This window comes from Hyphomicrobiaceae bacterium, from assembly GCA_041397645.1.
Taxonomy (GTDB): Bacteria; Pseudomonadota; Alphaproteobacteria; order Rhizobiales; family Hyphomicrobiaceae; genus Hyphomicrobium_B.
Genome location: JAWKWE010000004.1, coordinates 431,557 through 457,973, shown reverse-complemented (window position 1 = coordinate 457,973; position 26,417 = coordinate 431,557). Strand labels below are relative to the sequence as shown.

Sequence of the window (26,417 nt, the reverse complement as noted above, 5' to 3'; positions counted from 1 at the left end):
TCACGGGCCTCTACGCTCAGGTCGCAGAACGGTTTGCTAAATACCTACGAAATATGAAAAGGGCCCGCTGTGCGCGAGCCCTTTTTCGTTTTCGGATGGTTGCGAACGCTCTGCTAGCCTAGCTCAATTCCCGAATGCGGAAGGGGAGCCCGCCCTTTGGCGTCAGCGTGACGGTGGCGTTGATGCCTGCCGGATTGAGCCCGACGTATTCGGGCCGGAACCGGCGCAGAAGGATTGAGAGCGCTAGCGTATTCTCCACCTGGCTCATCGCGCCGCCGATACACGAGCGCTTGCCGGCACCGAACGGTATGTAGGAGTACTTGACCTGCTTCTTGGCCGCTCCGCCCATCCACCGCTCCGGGCGGAACTCCTCGGGCTCGGGCCAGAACTTCGGGTTGTGGTGGGCTCCATAAGCGAACAGCGTAACGCGATCGCCAGCCTTGATTTCCTTGCCCCCGATCACGTCGTCCTGGGTGGCGACGCGGATCAAGCCCCATACTGGCGGATAGATGCGCATCGTCTCCTGGATCACAGCCCGTGTGTAGGCAAGCGCCGAGTAGTCCGATGCCGTCGGTTCACGGTCGCCGAACACGGCGACGCCTTCTGCGCGAATGCGCTCGGCCATTTCAGGTCTGCGCGAAACCTCATAAAGAGCCCATGCCAGGGTCAGCGCCGTCGTTTCGGTGCCGGCCCATAGATACTGCTTGATCTCGTCCAGACCTTGCTGACGGTCGAACTCTGGAACGCTGGGATCTGCGACCGCATCGTCAATCAACTTCAATAGCGTGCGTTCGCGGTCCTCACGCGGCTCGGCGGCGATCACGGACGGCGGAACGCTTACCCATGCCTCGACTGCCTTGGCGGCATCTTCCTGGCTGAGTTCGAACACTTCGCCTGCCTGCATACGCAAACGAATGTCACGATGGTTCATGACGTCGGTATAGGTCTTCACGCATTTGAAGACGACATGCGGGTTGAACGGCATGTCGCGGTCGAATAGCGCCTTGCAGATCATGTCCGCGGCGAGCGTCCATGTCTGTTCGACCATCTCGAACGTCTCGCCGGATTTGGCGAGTTTTGCCCAGATGTCCATCTTGGCCTGAATGGCCTTGATGAAATACGGAATGTACTCGGCGAACATGTCAGGATGGAACGCCGGCTGCTGAGGCATACGGATCTTCTGCCAAAGCGCACCGTCGTTGGTGATCATCGACTTGCCGAAGATCGGCTTCAAGCCATCGAAGTACTTGATGTAGTTGTCAGCCTTCGTCACGAGCACGTGCTTGAAGTACTCGGGCTCGGAAATGAAGACTATCCGCTGGTTGGCCAGATTGACCGGAATGACAGGCCCGTAGCGGTCGGTCATGTGCATGAGGATGCGCATCGGGTTTTCGGGATCGCCACGCAGAAGCGGCGCCAGCTTGAACCAGATGGAATTCTCTTCGCCGAGACCTTGGGCGTGGCTCGCGGCAGTTGTCATGTTCGCTCGTCTCCTAAGGCCGAATGCCGCGGTCAAAGCCCCTGCGGCGGTCGCCGCCTGTTAAGCGTGGGTCTTGCCGGCCTAGCTTGGCCTTGATTGCAATATTGAGCAGTCGCTTCCCTGCGTCAGGTTCTTTCCAAATCCCCCCACCGGATCAGGGTGCGCGCTGGATAATACGGGGCGGCGGGTCCATGTCTACGCGGTGGGTGAGCCAGATCAGCCATGATAAGTGGATGAAGTTGCCGTCCTAGCTGGCTTAGCGTCTCAGCCAAGCATTGGCGAGAAGAGTGACGGCGAAGGGTTAACTTCTTCTCTTATAATGACTTTTTCAGATTGAACGACTGCTCGGCCTGAAGCTACCAGAGCTAGTGCAGCCGGGTAAAGTCTGTGCTCTGCGGCAAGGACGCGCGCGGCTAAATCTTCCGCTGTGTCGCTCGAAAGCACCGGCACGGCCGCCTGGCCGATAATGGGGCCTGTATCCATCTCCAATCGCATGAAGTGGACTGTGCAACCTGCAACCCTAACACCGGCATCTATGGCCCGCTGATGGGTGTCCAATCCCGGGAAGGATGGCAGCAAAGATGGGTGGATATTCAATTGCTTGTCTCGCCAGCGGTCAATGAAGCCGCCGGTCAGCATCCGCATGAACCCGGCGCAGCAGATCAGCTCCGTACCCAGATCCATCAGGATCCCATGCAACCTAGCCTCGAACGCGGTGCGGGTGGCGTATTGTTTGTGATCAAGGGCAATGGCGCTGATGCCATGATCGGCGGCCCAGTTCAGTCCCGCGGCGTCAGGGCGATTCGAGATCACCGCGACAATCTCTGCCGGGTAGCCGGGTGCGCGCGCGGCCTCCGCCAGGGCCATCATGTTGGAACCGCGACCTGAGATGAGAATGGTAACGCGTTTGCGGGTTGTCATGGTGGCGTGGCTTACACGGAATCGTGGGGACGGGCTAGTTTTAGACTTAAGTTGGGAATTCCGTCGTAGGGCATGCACGATCGGCAGGTAGAATTATAGGTGTAGATCTGAAATTGGAGCCTGGAGTGGAGCCTTCAGATGCGTGATCTTCTTGTTGCTCTCAAACCGCGTTTTCTTCTTTTGACGTTGTCAGTGCTCATTACCATCGCTTTGCTCGTGCTGGCGATTGTCGAACCGGCTCCGGCGGGGGCGGTTCTCATCCCTCTATTCTTTGTCGGATCGATCGCAATCATCGGGCTCCACGACGTCATTCAGACAAAGCACTCGATCCTCCGCAACTATCCGATCTTGGCGCACATGCGCTTCATCTTTGAAGATCTGCGTCCGGCTTTTCGTCAATATTTCTTCGAGGGGGACAAGGACGGAGCGCCGTTTGGCCGAGACAAGCGCGCCATCGTCTATCAGCGTGCGAAGCGCGCTTTGGACAAGCGTCCATTTGGTACACAATACGACGTCTACGCGGATCGCTACGAATGGCTTGTGCATTCCATTGCGCCGATGCCCATCGCAACTGCTCCCTTCACGATCACGATAGGTGGACCTGAATGTCGCGAGCCATACCAGGCTTCCGTCTTCAATATTTCGGGCATGAGCTACGGTGCGCTTTCTGCGAACGCAATTCGATCCCTCAATCGAGGCGCAAAGCTCGGTGGCTTCGCGCACGACACCGGAGAGGGCAGTGTCAGTCCCCACCATCTCGAATTTGGGGGTGATCTCGTCTGGCAGATCGGATCGGGCTACTTCGGCTGCCGGACGGCGGATGGCAAATTCTGCCCTGATCGGTTCGAAAGGACAGCCAGTCTGCCTCAGGTAAAACTCATCGAGATCAAGCTAAGTCAAGGGGCAAAGCCGGGCCATGGCGGGGTGTTGCCAGGAGCAAAAGTCACCCCCGAGATCGGAGCAATTCGCGGGATCCCGGAAGGGCTCGATTGTATCTCTCCGGCCCAACATTCAGCGTTCTCTACCCCTCTGGAACTGATCGGGTTCATTGATCAGCTGCGCCGGCTGTCCGGCGAAAAACCGGTCGGCATCAAGCTCTGTCTGGGACATCGCCATGAGTTTCTCGCCATCGTGAAAGCCATGCTTCAAACGGGTCAGGCGCCGGACTTCATCGTGGTCGATGGCAAGGAAGGCGGCACAGGGGCTGCGCCGCTGGAGTTCATGGACCATCTCGGCACGCCTCTTAGAGATGCGCTCGTCTTCGTGCATTCAGCTCTCGTGGGTGCCAATTTGCGCGACCGAATAAAACTCGGCGCCTCGGGCAAGATTGTAACGGCGTTTGATATGGCGCGCGTGATGTCCCTGGGTGCAGACTGGTGCAACAGCGCACGGGGCTTCATGTTTGCGGTTGGATGTATTCAAGCCCAGCAGTGTCACACAGGCAGATGCCCGACAGGCGTTGCGACGCAGGATATCGCGCGTCAGAGAGCCATTGTCGTGCCTGACAAATCCGAGCGTGTTGCCAGCTTCCATAGAGAGACGCTGAATGCCTTGGCCGAGTTGGTGTCGGCGTGTGGTTTGGCTCATCCCTGCGAGCTGAATCCCATGCACTTGATGCTGCGATGCGCGCCGGACCGCATCTCGTCGTTTGCCGAGCACTACGATTTCCTGAAACCAGGGGAGTTGCTCGCCGGTGGCGGCAGCAAGCTCTATCGGGACGCTTGGAACCTGGCTCAGGCGGCGAGCTTTGCGCCAGCGGCAGCCGTGAACGGCGCCGAGCACGGAAGGGCACGCGGCGTGGCGTCTTCCTCAACCGGGTAGGAGTGAGGCCGATGTGCCAAGGCCGCGCTCGTCAGCAGGCCATGAGACGTACCAGGAGCAGGCGTGCCCGGTCGGCCCGGTGGCGAACGGATCGCACACCGGGCCTCTCTCGGGGAGGAACTCGGTCCTACTTCACGTTGACGATCTTCTTGGCCATCGTCAGCGTGTCTTCAGGATTGAATGGCTCAGGCACCAGGATGCCTTTCTGGCAGGCGGGCTTTGCGGCCATGACATCCATCCAGCGCTTCAAATTGGGTAGATCGTCGATTTCGACACCGGCCCAGTAGTGGATGCGAACCCATGCCCAATTGGCGATGTCGGCGATCGAGTAGTCGTCAACAAGGTACTCACGATCGGCAAGGCGCGTGTCGAGCACGGTGTAAAGCCGCTTGGTCTCGTTCTGGTAGCGCGCGATGACGGCGGGAAGCTTCTCGGGGAAATAGCGGTAGAATACGTTTGCCTGGCCCTGCATGGGGCCAACGCCGCCCATCTGGAACATCAGCCATTGGATGACCTGAGACCGCTTCTTCATGTCGGTAGGCAGTAGCCGGCCCGTCTTTTCGGCCAGATAGATCATTATGGCGCCCGACTCGAAGACAGCGAAGTTGTCTTCGTCCCGATCGACGATCGTCGGGATGCGCCCGTTAGGATTGATCTTGAGATACTCAGGCTTTTTCTGGTCACCTTCGCCCAGTCGGACATAATGGGTTTCATATGGGAGCGCCAATTCCTCCAAGGTAATGGAGGCTTTCCATCCGTTGGGCGTGGTTGAAGTATAAAGATCAATCATGGGAGGGCATCTTTCGTCGTTGGTGTAACGGGATTGAAGGGCGTCAAACGCTTGCCGCCGCCGAAGGGCGCGCGGAAACCTCTTTGTACCACCGCGCCACGCTCGGGCATTCGTCTGGAATTGCAATGCCGGCAAAGATCGCGAAATCGACCGCGCATAGGTTGGTTATGTCAGCGAATGTGAAACGGTTGCCTGCCATGAAGCGATTTTTGCTTAGCTGACCTTCGATCTTGCGAAAATAGCGCATAACGCGCTGTTTGCCCCGGTTGATCAGTTCAGGAATTTGAACAACGGCTTCGTTGGGGAAGCCTGGAAGGGCGCGATCATGGAAGACCTCCATTTCGTTGCGCACGACTTCGGCGGTGCCGACAATGCCTTCGTCATATCCCGGCCGCTCCCACATGGCGACAAAAGCGCGTTCGACGGGAGTGGAGCCGAGCAAGTTCGGCTCCGGATGAAGTTCCTCGAAATATTTGACGATGGCCAACGCTTCACTGAAACGTGTTCCGTCGTCGAGCTCAAGGACGGGCACCATGGCCGACGGCCACATTTCGATGAACGACGATTGCAATTTCATACCGTCGCCAATGACTTCCGAAATACCAGGCAGATCAAGTCCCTTTTCGAGAATGAACATGCGAACGCGCCGGCAATTGGGCGCAAACTGCCAATTATAAAGCTTCATTGCTGATCTCCCTGCACACTGAACGGCCTGCCTCAATGGGCTGCTTGTATTTTTATTCTGTTCAGTACAATATTAAGCATGGATCACGCTGGCAAGAATAAAATACAAAGCGGTACAAAAATACGAGCGCGCGGGCGACCGCGCAGCTTCGATCCCAGTATTGCTGTCGGGGCAGCTCAGGCGAAATTCTTGCGCAAAGGATATGCTGCGACCACGCTCGATGATCTGAGCGAGGCGATGGGCATCAACAGGCCAAGCCTTTACGGCGCTTTCGGTGGCAAGGAGGATCTCTATCAGCGCGCGCTTCAAGCCTATGCTGAGCGCATGGGCGGTTTGTTCTCGACCGCCCTGGAAGAAAAGACGTTCGCGGGCGCGCTCAAGAAGCTCTATGCGACCGCGCTCGATGCGTACGTTGCCGATGATGGCTCTGTTGTTGGCTGCATGGTGGCTATCACGGCCGTGGCCGAGGCCGTCGAACAGGAGGCGATCCGTGCGCAGGCCAAATCGATCATGGATGAGATAGATCAGCTCGTTGCCTGGCGGGTGTCGCGAGCGGTCTCTGACGGTGACTTGCCCGATCATGTCAAACCGCGCGCATTAGCGCGTCTCATCGTTGGCGTGCTGCATTCTCTTGCGGTGCGCGCGCGCGCTGGCACGAGCCGCAAGATGCTCGACGACATCGCCGACGATGCTGTGCGGCTTCTTGCTCCGCGTATCTGAATTCTGCGCATTGAAATCCCCACCGTCGATCGAAAGCGATCGCAACCGGTCGTTAGCGAGCTGTTAGCGATTCGGATGACTACTACGTCTACAGATGAACTGTGCCCATGTGTTTGGCCCTCACATGTGATTGCGTATCAAACCATTTCAAAGGAGAGATATGCATGTTTGGTGCTTCGATCGCCGCTCGCCAATGCCTTGCAACTATTCTTGCAGTTTTGGGCCTATCGGTGTCTGCGCGCGCCGCGGATCTTGGTACCTACCAACAAGCGCCCGTGATGGTGCCACAAACGACGTACAACTGGTCGGGTCTATATTTCCAGCTGGTGTGTCTTACCACTTGAACTGATCAGATGAGTTAGGCTTGTGATTGGATCACTGCGGCACGTCAAATGACGTTCACCCAAGCTCATCCTTCAGAGCCTGCAGCATCGACGAGTGGTACTCGCGACGGTACATGACGATCGTCACGATCAGGGTGGTTCCGATGCACAGGATCGGATCGATGAACCACGCCATTAACGGAATCGAAAAGTAATAGGCGCGAATGCCGTTGTTATAACTCTCACCTGCGAGCCACATCACGCGCGAGGCCATGATCGCAAATCCCTCGCGCTCGATTGGATCAGCGTCAGAGTCCGGCATGCCGCCGACGAGAATAGAAAGCACGTTATATTGCCAGGCCGACCAAGTGAATTTGAAGAAGGCGTAGACGTACACGATGATGAGGACGAGGGATTTGATTTCCGCTAATCCCGTCTCGGTCGGTCCGGCCAAAGGTAGTTGAGAAATCACCTCCGCAACTTTGGGAGCCGTTCCCAGCAGCGCGACGAGGCCGCCAAGTATGAAGACCGTCGTGGAGGCGAAAAACAGCGCGCCACGCAGCAGGTTGGAAAGAAGGGCGGCGTCGCCGATGTGGTTGTCGCGCTCCGTCATGCGCTCGATCCAGCGCTTGCGGAAAACCCGCATCACCGAAAGAAGGCTGGTGTGTTTCTCGGTAAAACTTTGCGCCAGCAAGCCATAGCCCACCCAGCAAAGAAGGAATAGCGAAGCGGCAGCTATATCGAGCGGCGGAACATTTCCGGGGACCATTACGGCAACCCTTTTTCGTTTGGCTGGCCACCTAGAGGGCGAGACGTCCTTCGAACTTTACCGCGTTAGAAGCGCCCTTACCCTTGGCATCTGATTTTTCTCCGGTCGGCGCAATCACGTCTCCGATGACGATTGCAGTTTCGCCGGCGTCTTTCAGTGCTGCGACGACTTCGCCTGCACGCGCCTTGTCGGCCACCACGACCATGCCGACGCCGCAGTTGAACGTTCGCAGCATTTCCGTTTCTTGGAGGCGGCCCGCCCGGGCCAGCCAGCCGAAGATCGAAGGCGGGGTAATTGCGGACAGATCGATACGTGCAGCGACGGCGTCAGGCATGATGCGCGGGATGTTCTCGCTCAATCCTCCGCCGGTGATATGAGAGAGTGCCTTGATTGCTCCATTCGGGCCCGAACCGCCTGTTGCGCGAATGGCCGCGAGGAGCGGTTTGACGTAAATGCGCGTCGGCATGAGCAGCACGTCGGCCATCGACTGGCCATGCGCGAACTGATCGTTCCAATCGATATTTTCGCGCGCTACCAGTTTGCGGACCAGACTGTATCCGTTGGAGTGAACGCCCGAGGACGTTAAGCCGATCAGGACGTCACCGACAGCGATGTCGCCGCGTGGAAGGATCTCACCACGTTCGACCGCTCCGACCGCAAAACCTGCCAGATCGTAATCGCCCTCGCGGTACATGCCGGGCATCTCAGCCGTTTCGCCGCCGATCAGCGCGCACCCTGCTTGCTTGCAACCTTCTGCAATTCCCGCAATCACATCCCGGGCGGCATCCACTTCGAGTTTGCCGACGGCGTAGTAGTCGAGAAAGAAAAGCGGCTCGGCGCCTTGCACGATCAGATCGTTGACGCACATGGCAACGAGATCGATGCCGATGGTTGCGTGCCGGCTGGTCTCGATTGCAATCTTCAGCTTGGTGCCGACGCCATCATTCGCGGCAACCAGGATAGGATCGCTAAAGCCAGCGCGCTTGAGGTCAAACAGGCCCCCGAAACCTCCAAGATCGACATCCGCGCCCTTGCGGCTGGTCTGCTTTGCCAGCGGTTTGATTGCGCCAACCAGCGCATTGCCCGCGTCGATATCGACGCCGGCATCGCGGTAGGTGATCGTCTGCTTATCGCCTTCGTTGCGTTGAGACATCAGGTGTCGCCCGGAAAGGAGGAGGCAATCCCGCGAAGCGCTTGAAGACCCGCGGTAAAACTCACTTTTGCCCCATTGCCATACTGAGATGCGGGTCGTAGCAGCTTGAGGGACGAGCGGCAACTCGTGCGCGTTGACACGTGTTAGTATGACGTGTCTGCCGGACTGCGGACCTGTTGGCAGGGTCCGGCTGGTGTGCGGGCAGGGGAGGATTATGGTGTTTCAAAGCTGCAATAGGACGGTGCGGGCCATTGCTCTTGCGGCTGCAGCCGGGTTGGTCTTGGCGATTGCGCCGGCACCACCAACCTGGGCAGGACGTGTCGAATCGGTTTTCACGGTCGGCAACTACCCTGTTGATGCTTCCGATACCAATGCCGTTGCAGCCAAAGAGCGAGCCTTGGCCGATGGCCAGCAGGCTGCGTTCCGCTCGTTGATGAAGCGCATCGTTCCGGTGACGGCTTACAAGGACCTAGTCCGAATAAAGGACATCAAGGCGTCGCAGTACATCTCCGGCGTGGCCGTTCGCAGCGAGCAGAATTCTTCGACCCGGTACATCGCCAGCCTGGATTTCACCTATCAGGCGGATGCGGTTCGCGGCTTGCTGCAAAGCCGTCAGATTCCGTTCGTGGAGACTCAGGCGCCCGGCGTCGCACTCGTTCCGATAGTTCGCCTCAACGGCCAGACGCAGGCCAGTTCGGAAGCGAGTTCCGGCCTGTGGCAGCGCGCTTGGCGCGGTCTCGATCTAACCCACACGCTTACGCCGCTGAAGTTGGAGGAGTTCAAGAGCGTCATCCACGAGGATACGGTCACGATGCTGGCCAATGGCGACGATAGTGGCGCGCGCATCCTGGCTGGCGAATACGGTACGCAAACGGTTGTGCTTGCGATCTCCGAGATCGATACCGCAGCCAAGCGGTTGAACGTGACCCTGAGCGGCCGCGACGCCGTCGGACCGCTGTATCTGAAGCGTGCTTATCGCATGTCCGACGGCGATATCGACTATGCGAGTGAGTATGCCGCCGTCGTCTCGCTTGGAATTCTGGAGGGGCGGTGGAAAGCCCTGAAGTCTGCCCCGGCTGTCGCCTACACGGATTACGGCAGCGGAGGATATGGGGCCCCGACGGGCGGTCCTCCGGTCTGGAGTGCGGAGGCTAGCGCAGGGGGCGGCGAACAGGTGCACATGATTGCCGAATTCAACAGCCTCGCCCAGTGGAACGAGATCAGAACCCAGCTTCTCGAAACTCCGGGCGTTGAAAATCTCGCGATTTCGACAGTATCGGCACGCAATGCGGATTTGGCCCTTCAATTCCCTGGCGGCCCGAGGGCGCTTGCCAATGCTTTAGGCGGACGAGGGCTGAGGCTGGTCGAATCTGGCGCAGGTTGGACTCTCAGCACAACCTATTAATCTTAAACGTTTTATCGCGGATTTGTGGGTGCCTGGGACCAGCGCGCCGGTTTAAGGTGCGGATAAATTTGGCAAATCCTTCAGCGTGTTCTCGACGCCGGGTGCGGCGAGGGGCTAAAGTCCGCCCGGGCTGCTCTTTGGATCCAGATCAGCCGCCCAAACTTTCAAACGGACGCAATCCGCCTACCACTGCCAAGGCCGCCCGATGCCAGACGTCACAAGGTACGAAGTCGCGTGAGTATTCCCAATCTAATCACGCTTGTGCGGGTCATCCTGGTTCCGGTCGTATTCTGGCTACTGGTCACGCAGCAGCTCAAGGCGGCTTTCCTCGTATTTCTCGTGGCCGGCATCTCCGATGGCGTCGACGGCTTTCTTGCCAAGCGGTTCAATTGGGAAACAGAGCTTGGCGCCTATCTCGACCCCATCGCGGACAAGCTGCTGATTGTGTGCATCTTCATCGCGTTGGGCGTCACCGATAAACTGCCCTCCTGGATCGTTATCGCGGTCGTTTCGCGCGACGTCCTGATCGTCATTGCGGTTGTTCTGTCCTGGCTTCTTGGTCATCCCACACCGATGCGCCCCATCGCGGTGAGCAAGGCCAACACCGTCGCGCAGATCGTACTGGCCGCCGTGGTTCTGGCTGACGAAGCCTTCGATCTGAAGCTTAAGGGTCCGGTGTTCGTGTTGATCTGGGTAACGGGCGGCCTCACCATAGCCTCGCTCATTGCGTATTTGCGGGTTTGGTTGCGCCATATGACGCTGTATGAGTCCACGGGCTCCAAGCAATAGCGGCTGAGCCCTGTGTGCCGGAAGGGCATCGGGAGATCGGCAACCGGGGGATGGGGATTATGCAACGCAATTTGCTTTTCTGGCTGGCACTCGCAATCGCGTTTCTTGTCGCCTTGCGGTTGCTCAGTCCGGTGCTTCTGCCGTTCGTCGCAGGATTGGTCATTGCCTATTTTCTCAACCCTGTCGTTGACCGATTGTCCGCTGCCGGACTGCCGCGCGGCGTCTCCACGGTGCTTTTGCTAGTGCTGACGACCGCCGCGCTTGCCTTGGCCGTCTTTATCCTGGCTCCTCCCGCGATCGAACAGGGCCGGTTATTGCTTGAGGCAATGCCGGCGCAGGCCGAACGGCTCAAAGCTGTTTTGGAGGATTCTGCGCGCGGCTATCTGGGGGATCGCTATCCGCAGGCGCAAGAAAGCGTGAGCCGTGCCATCGCGGGGCTGACGGACGGCCTACCAGCCCTGGCCGGGACAATCGGGCAATCCCTGTGGAGTCAGGGCATGGCGGCTTTCAACTTTCTTTCGTTGATGTTGGTGACGCCGCTCGTTGCGTTTTACGCTCTTCTGGACTGGCCGAAGATTCTTGCCAAAGTCGACAGTTGGCTGCCGCGTTCGAACGCGGATCAGATCCGTATGCTGGCGCGGGAGATCGACCAGCGGGTTTCAGCATTCATTCGCGGCCAAGGCGTGGTGTGTTTGGTGCTGGCGGCATTCTACTCCATCTCGCTCAGCTTGCTTGGACTGCGGTATGGCCTTCTCGTGGGGCTCCTGACGGGCCTTTTCAGCTTCATTCCGTTTGCAGGCTGGGCGATGGGTCTCATTACGGCGACGGGTTTGGCCGTTGTTCAGCACTGGCCCGAGATTACCCCGATCCTGACGGTGGTTGGAGTTTTCCTGGCCGGACAGGCGCTTGACGCATCTTTGCTAAGTCCGCAGATCGTTGGTTCAAAGATAGGGTTGCATCCCGTTTGGCTCATTTTCTCCCTCCTAGTATTCTCCTATCTGTTCGGCTTCTTGGGACTGCTTGTAGCGGTCCCCGTAGCCGCGGCGATCGGCGTGCTGGTTCGGTTTGCGCTCGATACGTATATGCGCTCCTCCATGTATCGCGGGCCGGACGCACCGCTTGCGTGAAACAGGTGAAGCTTCTGGATTTTTGGGAGACGCCATGACGCCGCGTCAGCTCCCTCTCGACATACCTCACCGGACGGCGCTGGGCGTGGAGGACTTCTTTGTCTCCCAGTCCAATGCGGCCGCCGTATCGCTCGTTGATCGCTGGCCGGATTGGCCGGTGCGTGCGGCTGTACTTGCGGGGCCTGCCGGATCGGGAAAGACGCATCTTGTCAACGTCTGGCGAATGAAGTCGCAGGCGAAGATCGTGACCGCTGCCGATGTGACAACGAACAACGTTCCTGAGTTGACCAATGTAGATGCGTTAGCAGTCGAGGACGTCGACAAGGGTGCGATTGACGAACGCGCACTTTTTCACATTCTCAATCTCGTGCGCGAGCAGCGGCTCTCGGTCTTGATGACGACGGCCACGCTGCCCGGGAAAATGCAGATCGATCTTCCAGACTTCTCGTCCCGCTTTAAGGCTTTGCCGTTAGCCCAGATTGAGGCGCCCGATGACGGGCTGCTATCGGCCGTTCTGATCAAGCTATTCTCTGACCGGCAGCTCATCGTGGATCCGGGTGTGATCGCCTATTGTCTGCCGCGTATGGAACGTTCGATGGACGCCGCGCGTCGGCTCGTTAACGAAGTCGATGACCTGGCGCTGGCGTCGGGTAAGGGGATTACCAAGGCTGTCGCAGCTAAAGCCCTGGACAATCTGGCGTCCGAGGAACAGCAGCACGACTGACCGGCATCCTTGGGTGTGATCCGTCGCGCTGTCATTATTGTGTTACAGTCCGCCGGGCAGTTTCCGGGACGAAGGCTGCAGAAAATCGGAGTGATGACTCAGATGAGCGGGACACGCGCTAAGAGTGGAGCAAAGGCGCAGAATGCTCAGCCGCCGCAAGGCTCAGACAGGTTCTACAATCGTGAGCTGTCATGGCTGCAGTTCAACCGCCGTGTGCTGGAAGAAGCGCAGAACAAGAACCATCCGATTCTTGAACGCTTGAGGTTCCTGTCGATCTCGGCGTCGAACCTCGATGAATTCTACATGGTGCGCGCTGCAGGCGTGTACGGTCAGGTAAAGGCCGGCATAACCACCCTGTCTCAAGACGGGCTGACGCCCGCGCAGCAGCTTGATGCGATCAATAAGTTCGTGGCAGGAGTTGTTCAAGACAAGCAGGCAATCTGGCGCGAAATCCGCAGTGAAATGGCGGAGGCCGGAATCCATGTCGTGCAGCCTTCGGACCTCTCCACCGCACAGCACGAATGGCTTGAAAAACTTTTTCTTACCCACATCTTTCCGATTCTGACGCCGATTGCCGTCGATCCCGCACATCCGTTTCCGTTCATCCTGAACAAGGGTCTCACCATTGTCGTTGAGATGCAGCGCATCTCCGACGGCGAGATTATGAGCGGGCTCATTCCGATACCCGGACAGCTAGAGCGCTTCATTCGGCTTGAGACTGATCCCAAGAACCCCAAGGACGTGCGCTTCATTAAACTGGAAACGGTAATTGGTCTTTTCCTTGCCGAGCTTTTTAGCGGGTTCACGATCAAGAGCCAGGGCGCGTTCCGCATTCTGCGCGATAGTGACATCGAGCTTCAGGAAGAGGCTGAAGATCTGGTGCGATCTTATGAGAGCCAGCTGAAGCGCCGCCGTCGCGGCAACGTCATCCGGCTTGAGATCGAGGCTTCGATGCCGGACAAGCTGCGCCGCTTCGTTTTAGAGGAACTCGAAGTTTCCGAGGAGACGACCTTTATCAAGGAAGGCACGCTGGCCATTGCGGACACCTCGCAGCTGATCGTGTCGGACCGCGCCGATCTCATGTTCAAGCCCTTTACGATCCGCTTTCCCGAGCGTATCCGCGAGTACAACGGCGACTGCTTCGCCGCGATCCGCAAGAAGCCCATCGTCGTGCATCACCCCTATGAAAGCTTCGACGTTGTCGTGCAGTTCCTGCGCCAAGCGGTGGCCGATCCCAACGTGATGGCGATCAAATGGACACTCTACCGGACCTCGCGCGATAGCCCCATCGTGCATGCATTGAAGGAGGCGGTTGAGGCCGGAAAATCGGTGACTGCCGTCGTCGAGCTGAAGGCCCGTTTCGACGAAGCCGCCAATATTCGCTGGGCGCGTGACTTGGAAAGCGCCGGCGTTCACGTCGTCTACGGTTTCACTGAGCTGAAGACCCATGCCAAGCTCGGCATCATTGTGCGTCGTGAGGGCACTGACCTCACGACCTACTGTCATATCGGCACCGGCAACTATCATCCGCAGACCGCGCGCGTTTATACAGACCTTTCGCTGTTCACCACGGATCAGCCCATCTCGCGAGATGTGACGCGCATCTTCAACTTCGTTACCGGCTACGGCCAGCCCGCCGAGCTTGAGTGCATGGCGGCGAGTCCACACGGCATTCGCAACAGGATCATGGAGCATATCGCCCAGGAAGTCGCCAATGCAAAGGCGGGCAAGCCGAGCGGCATCTGGATGAAGATGAACTCTCTTGTCGATGCGCGGATCATCGAGGCGCTGTATGGAGCATCGAACGCCGGTGTGCCTATCGATCTCGTCGTTCGGGGCGTGTGCTGTTTACGGCCCGGCGTGCCCGGCATGTCAGAGAACATTCGCGTCAAGAGCATTATCGGCAGGTTCCTGGAACACGCGCGCATCTACTGTTTTGCTGCGGGACAGCCCTTGCCTTCTCCAGGGGCTGCCGTCTACATCAGCTCCGCAGATATGATGCCTCGCAACCTCGACCGGCGTGTGGAAGCGATGGTGCCGATCAAGAACCCAACTGTCCACGAGCAGGTGTTGAATCAGATCATGGTTGCCAATCTCAAAGACAATCAGCAGAGCTGGCGTATCAACGCTGACGGCACGGCCACGCGACTGGCGCCCCAAGCTGGTGAGGAACCCTTCAATGCGCACAAGTACTTCATGACGAATCCCAGTTTGTCGGGCCGCGGCGAGGCGCTCAAAGAGCACTTTCCGCCACGCTTCAATAAGCCGGTCTGAGGCTCGGCCGTCGTGATGCAGCTTGAAGACGCAATCGGAACCGACAGCCTCAGGCTGGGGCTGGAACCTATCGGTGTCATCGACATTGGCTCGAACTCGGTTCGCCTCGTGATCTACGAAGGCGCGGTTCGCACGCCGACGCCTATGTTCAACGAGAAGGTGCTATGCGGCTTGGGGCGCTCCGTGGCAACGACGGGCAGCCTTGCTCCTGAGGCCGTTGAGCGCGCCATCCACGCGCTCGTGCGTTTCAGAGCGATCGCGCAGCTGCTCGGCGTCAAGAACGTAAGAGCGATTGCAACTGCTGCCGTTCGTGAGGCCTCCAACGGCGCGGAATTCATCGCGCGCGGAGAGGCTGCCGCCGGTGTGCACATCGAGGTGCTCTCGGGCGAGATCGAAGCGCGGCTTGCCGCTCAGGGCATCATGATGGGCTTTCTTTCTCCTGATGGTATCGCGGGCGATCTTGGAGGCGGAAGCCTCGAATTGATCGACGTGATCGGAGAGGCGCTTCAGGATGCAGCGACCCTTCCCCTTGGCGGATTGCGGCTGATAGATACGACGGGTGGGAAGCTCGATGCGGCGCTTGAAATCGTAGACTTGTCCATCGCCACTCTTCCCTGGCTTTCCCGGGGCAAGGGCCGCACTTTTTACGCGGTCGGTGGAACGTGGCGCGCGCTCGCCAAGCTGCATATGGAGCACCGCAACTATCCTTTGCGGGTGATGCACGGATACCAAGTACCTCCACGCGAACTTGAAGAGTTCTGCGAGGCGCTGCGCAAAGGTAAGAAGCAAGGGGTGCCGAGCCTTGACCGTGTGGGAAAGGCTCGCCGCGAAGTCGTTCCCTATGGCGCGCTCGTTCTGGAGCGCCTGATCAAGAACATGCAACCAAGCTCCGTGATCTTCTCGGTGTTCGGAATCCGCGAAGGTCTGATTTACGGCTTGCTCTCGGACACTGAGCGCCATCGCGATCCGCTTTTGAGTTTTGCCGAAGAGTACGCGACAATGCGGTCGCGCTCGCTCGATCACGCGTATGAACTGTGCAATTGGACAGACCAGCTCTTTGCGGATCCCGCTCTTGAGGAGACGGCGGAAGAGCGGCGGCTGCGTCATGCGGCGTGCCTATTCTCGGACGTAGGCTGGCGCGCGCATCCCGACTATCGCGCGGAGCAAAGTCTTTCCACCATCGCACATGCGGCGTTGGGAGGGGTGGATCACGAGGGCCGCGTATTTCTGGCGCTGGCAGTGTATTTCCGCCATGAATCGGGGGACCTCAGTCCGGACACGATGCCGGAGCGGATGCGCACCCTGGTTTCAAAGCGTACATTTCGTCGCGCCCGCATTGTGGGTGCCGCCGTGCGCGTGGCACATATGCTCTCGATTGGTAAACCCGGCGTCATTGTCGAAACGCCGCTTTCTCACGAGAACGGCAAGCTCATCCTGACGATTCCCAAAGCCTACGAGAGCCTGGACGGGGAACGTCTGCGCCGACGTTTCGAGGCGTTGGCAAGCCTTGTGGGCTGCCAGCTCGTGGTGCGAATCGCCAATTGACGGGTATAAGGTACGTTCTGGCATGGCCCTGTGCCGCCAATGTCCTGGGAGGCGCCGCAATTCCTGCTAGAATGCGGGCGATATTCAAGGGCTGAAGGCCTGAACGACATCCATGAACGAAAATCTGTACGACATCCTTGGCGTATCGCGCCGCGCGTCGGATGAGGACATCCGCCGTGCGTTTCGCAAGTTGGCCAAGGAATTGCACCCAGACGTCAATCCGGGCAATACCGCCGCAAACGAACGCTTCAAGAAAGTCGCGGCGGCGAATGACATTCTCGGAGACCCCGATAAACGCCGCCAGTACGACGCGGGCGAAATTGATTCCAGAGGCGAACCGCGCCGGCCACAATGGCGCGCGGGAGCCAGTGCCCAGAATGGGAGTTCGCGTGCGCGAAGCCATTCGGGCGGTTTTGACGACTTCGGATTCTCCGACATCTTTTCAGATGTTTTCGGCCGTGGTGGTGGGGGACCGGCAGGTACACGCGGCTTTCCGATAAAAGGCCAGGACCTGCGCTACACATTGGAGGTCGATTTCGTCGAAGCAATTTCGGGAGCGAAGAAGCGCGTGACCCTTCCCGAGGGCGGCGTGCTCGATCTTTCTGTGCCCGAAGGTGTGAGCGACGGACAGGTTCTGCGCCTCAAAGGCAAAGGCACGCGTGGGCAAAACGGCGGTCCGTCCGGCGACGCTCTCGTCGAGATCAAAGTGAGAGCGCACGCGCAATTTAAGCGTCTGGGCGACGACATTCAGGTGGAAGTTCCGATCACGATTGACGAGGCTGTCCTTGGGGGCAAGGTCGAAGTCCCGACCGTCTCGGGGCGCGTGCAATTGACAATCCCGAAGGGCACCAGTTCGGGCAAGACGTTTCGTCTCAAAGGCAAAGGTGCTGTCAATCGCGCAACCGGCACAACTGGTGACGAGCTCGTCACAGTGAAAATCGTTTTGCCGGATCAGATCGACGAGAGCCTGTCGTATTTCTTTTCCGAGTGGCGTCAGAAGAACGCCTACGATCCAGGCCGTCGCTAGGCGTACATTCAAAATCTAGGCATTTAAGTTGAGCCGGGGCCCTCAGAGAAGCACGGCCCGGAGGGGGCAGATCTCCGGGCCGCTCATGATGCGGCACGCTTGGGGGGAGGGGCGCGTACCGCCAGCGCTGCGCGGCCAAGGCTCAAATGCGCAGCGTCACCCCAATAACGCGGGTGCTCGACAAAATCCGTCGCGTGTAAGCGATGTGAGTGTAATAATTTGATATTGAACAATTTTTATTGTTGGGAGCGCCCGTTCGAGGCAACAGCGCAAACCTCGCCCTTCACCAGGGTCAATGCCAGTTCGCCGCGCTTGAGCTTCAGCGCCGCCTCTCCAAACAGGGTGCGCCGCCAGCCCTTCAAGGCCATGACGTCAGGCTCTGCCTCCGTTGCGAGGCGCTCTAGATCTTCCGAGTCTGCTATGAGGCGTGGGGCGACCCGGTGTTCGGCCGCGGCCGACCGAAGCAGCACCTTCAAAAGCTCCAGCGTGGCTGATGCCTGAGCGGACAGCGGTTCGCCGCGGTCGATCTTTGGCAGCAGCTTAAAATCGCGCTGTAGACCTCTCGCAACCGCCTCGACGATTTCGCGCGCACGATGCGAGCGCGCAAAGCCGTCCGATAACGTACGCAGTTGACCGAGCGCTTCAGTGGTCGTGGGCATCTGGTTGGCAATGTCGTAGAGCGCTTCGTCGCGCAAGATGCGTCCGCGCGGGACATCCTGTGATTGCGCAAGGCGTTCGCGCCAAGCTGCAAGCTCGATTAGGACGGCGAGAGACTTCTTTCCCTTCACACGCAATTTGAGACGCTGCCAGGCACGTTCGGGATCCGCGTCATACGTTGCCGGATCGCACAAAAGCGCCATTTCTTCAGAGACCCATGACATGCGGCCAGACGCTGAAATGTCCTTTTGCAGAGCGCCATAGACGTCGCGCAGATGCGTCACGTCACCAAGCGCATAAGTGAGCTGTTTGTCGGAAAGCGGGCGGCGACTCCAGTCGGTAAAGCGCGAGGACTTATCGAGGTCGGCCCCAGTAAGCTTCTTTACCAGGTTTACGTAACTGACGCTCTCGCCAAAGCCGCAGACCATTGCCGCGACTTGTGTGTCGAAGATCGGTTCAGGCACAGAGCCCGTCTTCGCGAAAGCGATTTCGATATCCTGGCGGGCGGCGTGGAACACCTTGACGACATCACGGTTCGCCATCAATGCGAAGAACGGCGCCAGATTGATGCCATCGGCGAGTGGATCGATGACGGCCTCTGCCGACGGACCCGCCAGCTGGATCAGGCAAAGCTGAGGCCAATAAGTTTGCTCGCGCATGAACTCGGTATCGACCGTGGCAAAGGGATGTTGGGCGAGTTCATTGCACAAATTTTCCAGATCGCCGGTCGTCGTGATAAGTCGCATGGAAGATGGAAATTCCTGAAAGGTAATCGATTGCGGGCTCACCCAGCCGCATTTGTGGCGGCCATCCTAGCACCGCCCGCCCTTTACGCCAGAGTGGGCGGGGCAGGATCTGCTATCGAGTCGACGTGAGCACATTTGGCTTCTAGCGTGTTTTGCGCCGCCGTCCATGGCGTTTGCAGGAAAATCATCGTGTTTCCAGCGTAAGACGCGGCAAAATTGCGCAATTGGGCAGCGTTCGTCGTATCGGGAGCAAAATGGTTCCATGGGAGCCCGAGTGATTTGCGATGGGGAGGTCCTACTTCTTGCGTTGGTTCGCCCATTCGCCGCCTAGCCTCTGGAGCGCGCGAATCGCATACCAGTAGGCGCTGTCGTATTTCAGGACCGCCTGATAGCTCGCGATGGCAAGGTCGGTATCTCCGAGGCTTTCAGAGACCGCGCCTCTCGCCATGTAGACGGCTGGATTATCCGGATTGACCCTGATGGCGTTGTCGAACTCACGAAGCGCTTCGTCGCGTTTCCTGAGCGTTCCGTAGGCGCGGCCTTTTCCAATATAGGCGTCGGCGTCATTGGCGTTGAGCGCGATGGCGCGGTCATAGTCAGCTAGCGCCTCGTCGGTCTTGCCAGCAGCAAGATTGGCTTCCGCGCGCTCGCGATAGCTTCCTTCCGATTGGGGTCGAACAGCGATGATGCGCGACCAGTCTGCAATGGAACGATCAAAGTTCTTCAGTGCCGAGTAGGCCCGTGCGCGGCCCTTGAGCGCGGCGATGTTTTCGCCGTCGATGTCAATTGCACGCGAAAAGTCGGATATGGCGGGCAGCGGCTCCTCTTCGCGCATCCAGGCAAAGCCGCGCAAGGTATAAACCCGCCCCCGATCAGCTGCCGTGACACCTTCCTTGCCGATCATGTTGGCGCATTCGCGCAAGCTCTCCACCGGGAGATCGTCCTTCACGCAGTCCGCCATATCGAAGGCCCACACTGCAGGCGCACATGCGCTCAGCCCCGCAATTGTCGCCAGCGTCAACGCAAGCCGTCTGTGGGGTTTGCAAATAGTACCGCATCGCTTTCGCTGGAAATTCATCCTCGCAGTATTCTCCGGCAGCCTCAGTACGGAGACCAGACGCCGAGCCTTTCAAGATACTTGCGCGCATGGGCATACTGCCCGTTTATCTTCAGTACCGTGATGTAGTTCTCGATTGCAATTTCCTTTTCACCCCAGCGGTCGGCCATCCGGGCCCGTTCCCAGAAAGCCGGTAGATAATTGGGGTCGATCGATACGGCGGTCTGAAACTCATCCATCGCTTTGTCGCGCTCCCCCAACGCATCGTGGATGCGCGCGCGGCCGATGTAGGCACTGAGTTCTTTGGCGTTAAGGCGGAGCGAGGTGTTATAATCATCCATCGCCTCAGCATATTTTTTGGCGCCAATGTAGCTGGCACCGCGGCTGCGGTAGAGCGCATCGTCTTTCGGGTGCGCTTGGATTAGAGCTGTCCAATCGCCGACCGCAAGATCGAAGCGTTCCTGCCGATCATAGGCCCGTACCCGGCCCCGCAGCGCCTCCTCGTCGTTGGGGTTGAACCGCAAAGCCTGCGAATAATCGAGCGCCGCCTGCCCGGGGTCGTCCTCGGTGAGCCATGAGCGTCCACGCAGCTTATGGATACGCGCACGATCTTGCTGTGGCAGAGCGTCGGAGGACAGCAGAATAGTGCAGGCTCGGATCGAAAAGGAGGCAACGTCGTCTTGCTCGCATTCCTTCAGCGTGTCGACAGGTTTTGTTTGCGCAGGCGTCGCGATCTTGTTGCCATAAGTCGGCGGCTGGGCCGAAGCCGTCTCAGAGCATGCCGCAATGGTTATCAATAACGCGACAACGCCAACACCCAAGCCCGAAAGGGGCTTGGGTATATCATCGGAATCTGCGTCTCTTCCTACCATCTTGCGACCTTCACCGGATCAGATCATCGCATAACAAGAGATGTCGAAGCACTTGAGCCAACCCTACACCAATTGTCTGCGGCCGCCTAATCAGGCAGGCCAAACACCACCACAGCATCGCCCGTCGGGAAGCCCCAGATCGAGCTGCCGCCTGCGGCAACCGCTACAAATTGTTTGCCGTCAATTGCGTAACTGATGGGAGGGGCGTTAACGCCGGCTCCGCATTGGAAGCTCCACAACGTCTTCCCGTCAGCAGCATCGAAAGCAGAGAAATTGCCGTTTCCTTCGCCCATGAATACGAGGCCGCCTTTGGTCCCGAGAACGCCGCCGACGAGAATCTCGTCAGTCTTTCGCTGCCATAGAATCTTGCCTGCGTTCTTGAGATCGATTGCGGAGAGCAGCCCGTACTGAGGCTCATTCGCCGGTTCGAAGGCGCTGTAGCGAACTTCGGGATTTCCATCTTTGGCGGGTGTCGTCTCCAGGCGATACGTAAAGGGCATGTGGATTGCGGCGACATAGACGACACCCTTTGTGGCGTCATAAGAGGTCGGCGACCAGTTCGCGCCACCGCCCGCGCCGGGGGCAACGCGCACGCCGCTTTCGGTGGGAGGTGCAAACATATTTTCATGCGGCACGAACTCATCGGAGCGGAACAGCAGTTTGCCGGTCGCGCGATCGTTGACGAAGTACCAACCGATTTTTGATGCTTGTCCGACGGCAGGGATGGTCTTGCCATCGACCGTCGCTTCGAACAGTACCGGCGGGCTTGCAACGTCATAGCCCCATAAGTCGTGCGGGACCTGCTGGAAGTACCAAACCAGTTTGCCCGTTGCCGAGTCCAACGCGACAAGCGAGACCGTATAGAGATTGTCGCCGGGACGACCGTCGCCCATGGATTGCGGCGATGGGTTTCCCGTGCCGAAATAGATGATGCCTGTTTTTGCGTCCACCGCGGGAGAATGCCAGATGGATCCTCCGCCGAAGCTCCATGCATCGGTGTATTTGGGAGCTTCTGCCTTCTCATTGGCGATGTCTCGCTTCAAGTCGACGCCATAAGCTGTTTTTTGTACGTAGTCGCCTTCCCAATTTTTCTTGGTCGTTTCAAAGCGCCACTGCTCCGCGCCGGTTTGTGCGTCGAACGCTGCCATGAAGCCGGGCTGGCCGTATTTTCCCGCGATGCCGACGACAGCGGTGAGCTGGCCCTTCTTGACCGCGTCTTCAAAATGCATCCCGTAGCCGACGCCGGTGATGCCGATGATCACCTTGCCTTCATAGACGAGCGGAGTAGCAACGGTGCCAACGCCGGTCGACCCGCTGACGGAATCTTTGGCGCGGGGATCGTTGTCTTGCAGGACCGCCCGATCTTCTGTCGTCACCTGATCTTTGACGAGCGCAATGTCCCAAACCTTGCTGCCGGTCTGCTGATCAAGTGCGATGAGGTGTGCATCGACGGTCGCTAGGTAAACTTTGCCATAGCCTAAGGACACGCCGCGATTGGCTGGGCCGCAGCAGAGTTTGCCCGGTCCGCGCTTATGATCGTAACGCCATTTCTGTTTGCCGGTGGCGGCATCGATGGCGACGACATTCGACATCGGCGTAGAGATGAACATGACGCCGTCGGCGACCAAGGGCGTCGTTTGGAACGTTCCCACGACCCCGGTCTGGAAAATCCACTTCGGCACTAACTTCTTGGCATTTGACGTGTTGATCTGCTCAAGTGGTGAGAAGCGTTGGTTGCCGTAGTCCCGGCCATGCAGAATCCAGTTTGCAGGATCGCTGTCTGCGCTCTTCATGCGCGCATCTGAAATCTCGCCCGCATTTGCGGACGCACTGGCAAAGACCGCGAGGCACGCCACCAGGGCGAGCCGGGCTAGCTCAGCTACATGAGTTCTTGATCCAACGGTTGGGAACATTCTTTGCGACCTTCTTGTGCTTTTGGTTGGTCTTTCAATCGTGGGCATTGCGTGCGCCGGCATCGCAAAGATCCTGGTGAGGCACGGCTGAAACGACTGAGGCCGGCCAGAGGTCAATCTGCATTTGCAGATTACCACCGCGCCGGCCTCGCGTTCTTAAACCGATTGGTCAAATATCCGTTATTGTACCGTGAACGGATATCCCAGGTGCTCCGACTACTTTTTGTGGAGCGCCTTTACGTACACGATGATCTCCTTGATCTCTTCCGGCGTCAGATAATCGTTCCACGCGGGCATACCCCGGTCGAGGCGGCCAGCCTGGATGACGGCGAACATCTCGTAGTGATCATGGTTTGCAGCGAACTTTCTCAAGTCAGGGATCGTACCGCCCGACACACCATTGGGGCCGTGGCACTTGTAGCAGGCCTGCTTGTAAAGCTTGCGACCTTTGTCGATTGACTGAGCGTCGTTGGGAAAGTCCTCTACAGAGGTGGTGTCGACACGATATTTCGGATCAAGCGCAAGTCCGTGTTCGTCGGCGCCTGGGTCGTCTGCATCAACTTTTTTCCCTTCGTCGGTATCGGCCGCCGTATCCGCCTGAGCAACCTGAATAGGCTTATCGGAGATTGTGAAGCCGAGATTGACGAAGTCGCGCATGATGACTTCGCTCTTCTTGTCCGGGGCGTCGGTTTTCTTCTGGGGCGGACCGTCGTCATCCTTGCCGCCGCCTTCTTTTTCGACGTCGGCTTTCGACTTAGGCGCAGCGCCACCGCCGGTTCCGGCCAGCTTCACCATGCCGTACTTATCGAAAATTGCAGTGAGACGACCGTCGCCCTGCATCTTGTCGATAATGGCATTGACCTTGTCGCGCAGTTCTTTGTCTTCCTTGCGGAAGCCAATTGCCATCGGATACACGAAATCCTTCTCGGTATCGGTCAGGACTTTGATATTCGGATCGCCCTTCGTCTTGATTTCCCAGCCGCCTTCTGGAGCCGGAACGACCGCAACGTCGATCTCCTTGTGCGTGAGAGCATCGAAAATTTCTGAGGAGTTGCGGAAGAGCTTGCGCTCATATCCGCGCTCGAAGAGCTTGAAGTCGGGCAGCATGCCCATCTGGACGCCGACGCCCTTGGTCTTAGAATCCTGCAGAATGGTGTTCGGTGCATCGTTGCGTGCGACAACCGCAAAGCCGCTGGTGTAGTAGGGCTTCGACAAGATGACTTTGAAATTCGACTCTTCGAAAGATGCGTCGACGGGGAAACCGAGGAAGAAGTCGCAGTTCCCATCGGCGAGCTGGCGGACGATCTTCGTACCGCGTCGGGTCGAATACCAATCGTAACCGAGCTTGTAGCCAAGTTCCTTGGCGATCTCCTGTGCGATCTCCATGTCGTAGCCAGCGGGGTTCAGTTTTTCGCTTGAGTACGGGAGGAGATCAGGATCTGCGCAAACATGGATGGTTCCGGTTCGCGCGATGCGGTCAAGTGTGGCCTGCTGCGCCGAAGCGCAATCAGCCGTCAACTGAGCGCCGACTGCGACTGCCAATCCAAGCGCAAACTTAGTGCCCTGACGAAACATTCAGATCTCCATAGCCAGGAAACGGGAAATAAAAACCGGAAGGGAACATAAGCCCCCTTCCGGCCAAAGTGCTAGGTCGAGTTACTCGCCGAGCTCGTAGACCGTGAGCGATGCGCCCTTGGTCACGTTACGCTTCAGATGCTCAGGAACGCCCTTGCCGGCCCAGAGCGGGAAAGCGCCGCCGTAGCCCGAGGGAACCGCAACCATCTGCTTGCCGTCAACCGTGAAGGTGATCGGGCCGCCGATGATGCCCGAAGGCGTGCGGTTGCTCCAGAGAACCTTGCCGGTCTTCTGGTCGTAGGCCTTGAGGTAACCCTCAAGATCGCCAATGAATGCCAGACCACCAGCGGTCGAGAGCGCGCTGCCCGACTGCAGAGGCGAAGGCGTCGGCGTCGACCAAGCCACCTTGTTGGTGTTCAGGTCGAACGCCACGAATGCACCCGTGCCAGGCTTCTCGATTTCGCCGCCGGCGCCGAGGTACATAGTGCCCTTCTTGTACTGCGTCTCTTCGTGATGAAGCTTAACGCAGATGTCATTGGTCGGGATGAACGCAACGTTTGTCTTCGGGTTGAGCGACATATGCGCCCAATCCTTACCGCCGAAGTACGACGGGCAGAACGTGGCAGGCTTGCCGACACCAGGACGCTTGTCCGCCTTGACGTCGAGCTTGCCGTCCTTCGTGACCGTACCCCAGTCAACATGTGCGAACGAGTTTGCACGGATGAACTTACCCGTGGTGCGGTCGTTCAGGTACATGAAGCCGTTCTTATGGGCGTTGGCGATTGCCTTGACCGTCTTGCCGTCGATTTCGACGTCAACAGGCAGGTTCTCGTTCATGGAGTCCCAGTCCCAAGCGTCGTTCGGGATGTGCTGGAAGTACCACTTGCGCTTACCCGAGTCGGCGTCGAGTGCGATAACCGAGTTCGAGAACAGGTTGTCGCCAGGGCGCATATCGGAGTTCCAGGGAGCCGGGTTGCCCGTGCCCCAGAACGTCAGGTTCTGGTCAGGATCATAGGTCGTCGTCAGCCAGGCAGCGCCGCCGCCGTACTTGGCCGAGTCCTTGCCCCACGTATCGTAGCCTTCTTCGCCCGGCTGCGGAATGGTGGAAGCCTTCCAGACTTCGTTGCCCGACTTGGAGTCGAGTGCAACGATCTGACCGATGACGCCGAATTCGCCACCAGCGAAGCCAGCAAGAATCTTGCCCTTCACAACGGTCGGGGCCATCGTGAACGTGTAACCGGCCTTGTAGTCTTCAAGGGTCTTTTCCCAGACCAGCGAACCGTCCTTCGCATTGAGAGCGATGGCGCGGGCATCGAGGGTCAGAGCGAAGACTTTATCTTCCCAAAGGGCAACGCCCTTGGCGAGCTTGCCGCAGCATGCGAACTGGGTCACGTCTGCGGGCATCTTGATTTCATAGCGCCACAGGCGGTCGCCGGTCTTGACGTCGAAGGCGTCGATGTATTCGCTCGACACGGCTACGACCATGATGCCGTTATTCACCGACGGGGTCACGGCCTGGCCTTCCAGCGATCCCAGCGAGATCGTGTAGAGGGGCTTCAGCTTGGCGACGTTGCCGGTGTTGATCTGATCGAGAGGGCTATAGCGGCTTCCTGCGTAGTCGCGGCCATAGATGAGCCAGTCGTTGCCGTCTTTTGCAGCATTGAGTAGGCGGTCTTCGGTGACGTTTTTCCACTCCACAGCGGAAACCGGCGCCGACAGTGCCGTGGCCGCTGTGGCCATGGCAAACATGCCGACAAGTGTCTTAGCGATTTTCATCAGTTTTCCTCCTTCGCGAGATCGTTTTTCAATGTTGCAACATTTTTATAGGCCCCGGCGGCAGGTGATCTCGTCCTGCCTGTCCGTGGTATTCTCGAAACTTTCGGATCGGTTGTGATCTCAGGCGGCGCTATTCGCTTGAATGGGCGACCATCAGAATTTTGCTGCAGTCGCAAAATCCCAATCAACGCTCAAGCGCCGTAGATGTCAGTCCTCCCGCTCTTTATTTTATGGGCCGCTCCTGGTGGAGCATTCCTCTTGGTTGCTT

Annotated in this window: 22 protein-coding genes; 10 read left to right on the top strand and 12 right to left on the bottom strand. The window is 58.4% G+C overall.

Features of this window, described 5'->3' with window-relative positions; all coding sequences use genetic code 11:
* Positions 1 to 118: 118 nt before the first annotated feature.
* Complete coding sequence (locus tag R3D51_02165) at positions 119 to 1,480, bottom strand: cytochrome P450 (protein ID MEZ5898275.1); 1,362 nt, start codon at positions 1,478 to 1,480, stop codon at positions 119 to 121.
* A gap of 264 nt (positions 1,481 to 1,744) precedes the next feature.
* On the bottom strand, positions 1,745 to 2,401 hold the full coding sequence (purN, locus tag R3D51_02160; GenBank protein MEZ5898274.1) for a phosphoribosylglycinamide formyltransferase: 657 nt from the start codon (positions 2,399 to 2,401) through the stop codon (positions 1,745 to 1,747).
* Positions 2,402 to 2,539: 138 nt separating this feature from the next.
* On the opposite strand from purN, the gene R3D51_02155 reads away from it, so the two are divergent.
* On the top strand, positions 2,540 to 4,222 hold the full coding sequence (locus R3D51_02155) for an FMN-binding glutamate synthase family protein (protein ID MEZ5898273.1): 1,683 nt from the start codon (positions 2,540 to 2,542) through the stop codon (positions 4,220 to 4,222).
* Between the two features lie 127 nt (positions 4,223 to 4,349).
* On the opposite strand, the gene R3D51_02150 is transcribed toward R3D51_02155, so the two are convergent.
* Complete coding sequence (locus R3D51_02150) at positions 4,350 to 5,012, bottom strand: glutathione S-transferase N-terminal domain-containing protein (protein MEZ5898272.1); 663 nt, start codon at positions 5,010 to 5,012, stop codon at positions 4,350 to 4,352.
* A 43-nt stretch (positions 5,013 to 5,055) separates the two neighbouring features.
* Positions 5,056 to 5,697: a glutathione S-transferase family protein gene (locus tag R3D51_02145; protein MEZ5898271.1), complete on the bottom strand. Its 642-nt coding sequence runs from the start codon at positions 5,695 to 5,697 to the stop codon at positions 5,056 to 5,058.
* 78 nt (positions 5,698 to 5,775) lie between these two features.
* Here R3D51_02145 and R3D51_02140 point away from each other — a divergent pair, with 78 nt between their 5' ends.
* Complete coding sequence (locus R3D51_02140; protein MEZ5898270.1) at positions 5,776 to 6,417, top strand: TetR/AcrR family transcriptional regulator; 642 nt, start codon at positions 5,776 to 5,778, stop codon at positions 6,415 to 6,417.
* Between the two features lie 164 nt (positions 6,418 to 6,581).
* Complete coding sequence (locus R3D51_02135; GenBank protein MEZ5898269.1) at positions 6,582 to 6,761, top strand: hypothetical protein; 180 nt, start codon at positions 6,582 to 6,584, stop codon at positions 6,759 to 6,761.
* 55 nt (positions 6,762 to 6,816) lie between these two features.
* Here the strand turns inward: R3D51_02135 and R3D51_02130 are convergent, their stop codons facing one another.
* Both R3D51_02130 and purM read right to left on the bottom strand, forming a co-directional pair.
* Positions 6,817 to 7,509: a DUF599 domain-containing protein gene (locus R3D51_02130; protein ID MEZ5898268.1), complete on the bottom strand. Its 693-nt coding sequence runs from the start codon at positions 7,507 to 7,509 to the stop codon at positions 6,817 to 6,819.
* A gap of 31 nt (positions 7,510 to 7,540) precedes the next feature.
* Entirely contained in the window at positions 7,541 to 8,662 is a 1,122-nt protein-coding gene (gene purM, locus R3D51_02125; GenBank protein MEZ5898267.1) for a phosphoribosylformylglycinamidine cyclo-ligase, read from the bottom strand.
* A gap of 214 nt (positions 8,663 to 8,876) precedes the next feature.
* On the opposite strand from purM, the gene R3D51_02120 reads away from it, so the two are divergent.
* From R3D51_02120 to R3D51_02090, 7 genes are all read left to right on the top strand, one after another.
* Positions 8,877 to 10,067 carry a DUF2066 domain-containing protein gene (locus tag R3D51_02120; GenBank protein MEZ5898266.1) on the top strand — a complete coding sequence of 397 codons (1,191 nt, stop codon included), beginning with the start codon at positions 8,877 to 8,879 and terminating at the stop codon, positions 10,065 to 10,067.
* A 234-nt stretch (positions 10,068 to 10,301) separates the two neighbouring features.
* The gene (locus tag R3D51_02115) at positions 10,302 to 10,856 is read left to right on the top strand and encodes a CDP-alcohol phosphatidyltransferase family protein (GenBank protein MEZ5898265.1); all 555 of its coding nucleotides are present in this window, start codon (positions 10,302 to 10,304) and stop codon (positions 10,854 to 10,856) included.
* A 59-nt stretch (positions 10,857 to 10,915) separates the two neighbouring features.
* Positions 10,916 to 11,983 carry an AI-2E family transporter gene (locus R3D51_02110; GenBank protein MEZ5898264.1) on the top strand — a complete coding sequence of 356 codons (1,068 nt, stop codon included), beginning with the start codon at positions 10,916 to 10,918 and terminating at the stop codon, positions 11,981 to 11,983.
* Between the two features lie 34 nt (positions 11,984 to 12,017).
* Entirely contained in the window at positions 12,018 to 12,707 is a 690-nt protein-coding gene (locus tag R3D51_02105; protein MEZ5898263.1) for a hypothetical protein, read from the top strand.
* A gap of 102 nt (positions 12,708 to 12,809) precedes the next feature.
* Positions 12,810 to 14,981: an RNA degradosome polyphosphate kinase gene (locus R3D51_02100; GenBank protein ID MEZ5898262.1), complete on the top strand. Its 2,172-nt coding sequence runs from the start codon at positions 12,810 to 12,812 to the stop codon at positions 14,979 to 14,981.
* A 15-nt stretch (positions 14,982 to 14,996) separates the two neighbouring features.
* The gene (locus tag R3D51_02095; protein ID MEZ5898261.1) at positions 14,997 to 16,526 is read left to right on the top strand and encodes a Ppx/GppA phosphatase family protein; all 1,530 of its coding nucleotides are present in this window, start codon (positions 14,997 to 14,999) and stop codon (positions 16,524 to 16,526) included.
* 112 nt (positions 16,527 to 16,638) lie between these two features.
* Positions 16,639 to 17,553, top strand: a complete 915-nt coding sequence (locus tag R3D51_02090; protein ID MEZ5898260.1) for a J domain-containing protein — start codon at positions 16,639 to 16,641, stop codon at positions 17,551 to 17,553.
* 236 nt (positions 17,554 to 17,789) lie between these two features.
* On the opposite strand, the gene rnd is transcribed toward R3D51_02090, so the two are convergent.
* The 6 genes from rnd to R3D51_02060 all read right to left on the bottom strand — a co-directional run bounded on the left by rnd (position 17,790) and on the right by R3D51_02060 (position 26,149).
* Positions 17,790 to 18,956 (bottom strand): ribonuclease D, encoded by a 1,167-nt coding sequence (gene rnd / locus R3D51_02085; protein MEZ5898259.1) that lies wholly within the window; start codon positions 18,954 to 18,956, stop codon positions 17,790 to 17,792.
* A 295-nt stretch (positions 18,957 to 19,251) separates the two neighbouring features.
* Positions 19,252 to 19,977, bottom strand: coding sequence for a tetratricopeptide repeat protein (locus R3D51_02080; GenBank protein ID MEZ5898258.1), 726 nt, complete (start codon positions 19,975 to 19,977; stop codon positions 19,252 to 19,254).
* 80 nt (positions 19,978 to 20,057) lie between these two features.
* Positions 20,058 to 20,885 carry a hypothetical protein gene (locus R3D51_02075; GenBank protein ID MEZ5898257.1) on the bottom strand — a complete coding sequence of 276 codons (828 nt, stop codon included), beginning with the start codon at positions 20,883 to 20,885 and terminating at the stop codon, positions 20,058 to 20,060.
* A gap of 86 nt (positions 20,886 to 20,971) precedes the next feature.
* Positions 20,972 to 22,798, bottom strand: a complete 1,827-nt coding sequence (locus R3D51_02070; GenBank protein MEZ5898256.1) for a PQQ-binding-like beta-propeller repeat protein — start codon at positions 22,796 to 22,798, stop codon at positions 20,972 to 20,974.
* Positions 22,799 to 23,014: 216 nt separating this feature from the next.
* Complete coding sequence (locus R3D51_02065; protein MEZ5898255.1) at positions 23,015 to 24,373, bottom strand: transporter substrate-binding domain-containing protein; 1,359 nt, start codon at positions 24,371 to 24,373, stop codon at positions 23,015 to 23,017.
* Between the two features lie 81 nt (positions 24,374 to 24,454).
* Positions 24,455 to 26,149, bottom strand: a complete 1,695-nt coding sequence (locus R3D51_02060) for a PQQ-dependent dehydrogenase, methanol/ethanol family (GenBank protein MEZ5898254.1) — start codon at positions 26,147 to 26,149, stop codon at positions 24,455 to 24,457.
* Between the last annotated feature and the right edge of the window lie 268 nt (positions 26,150 to 26,417).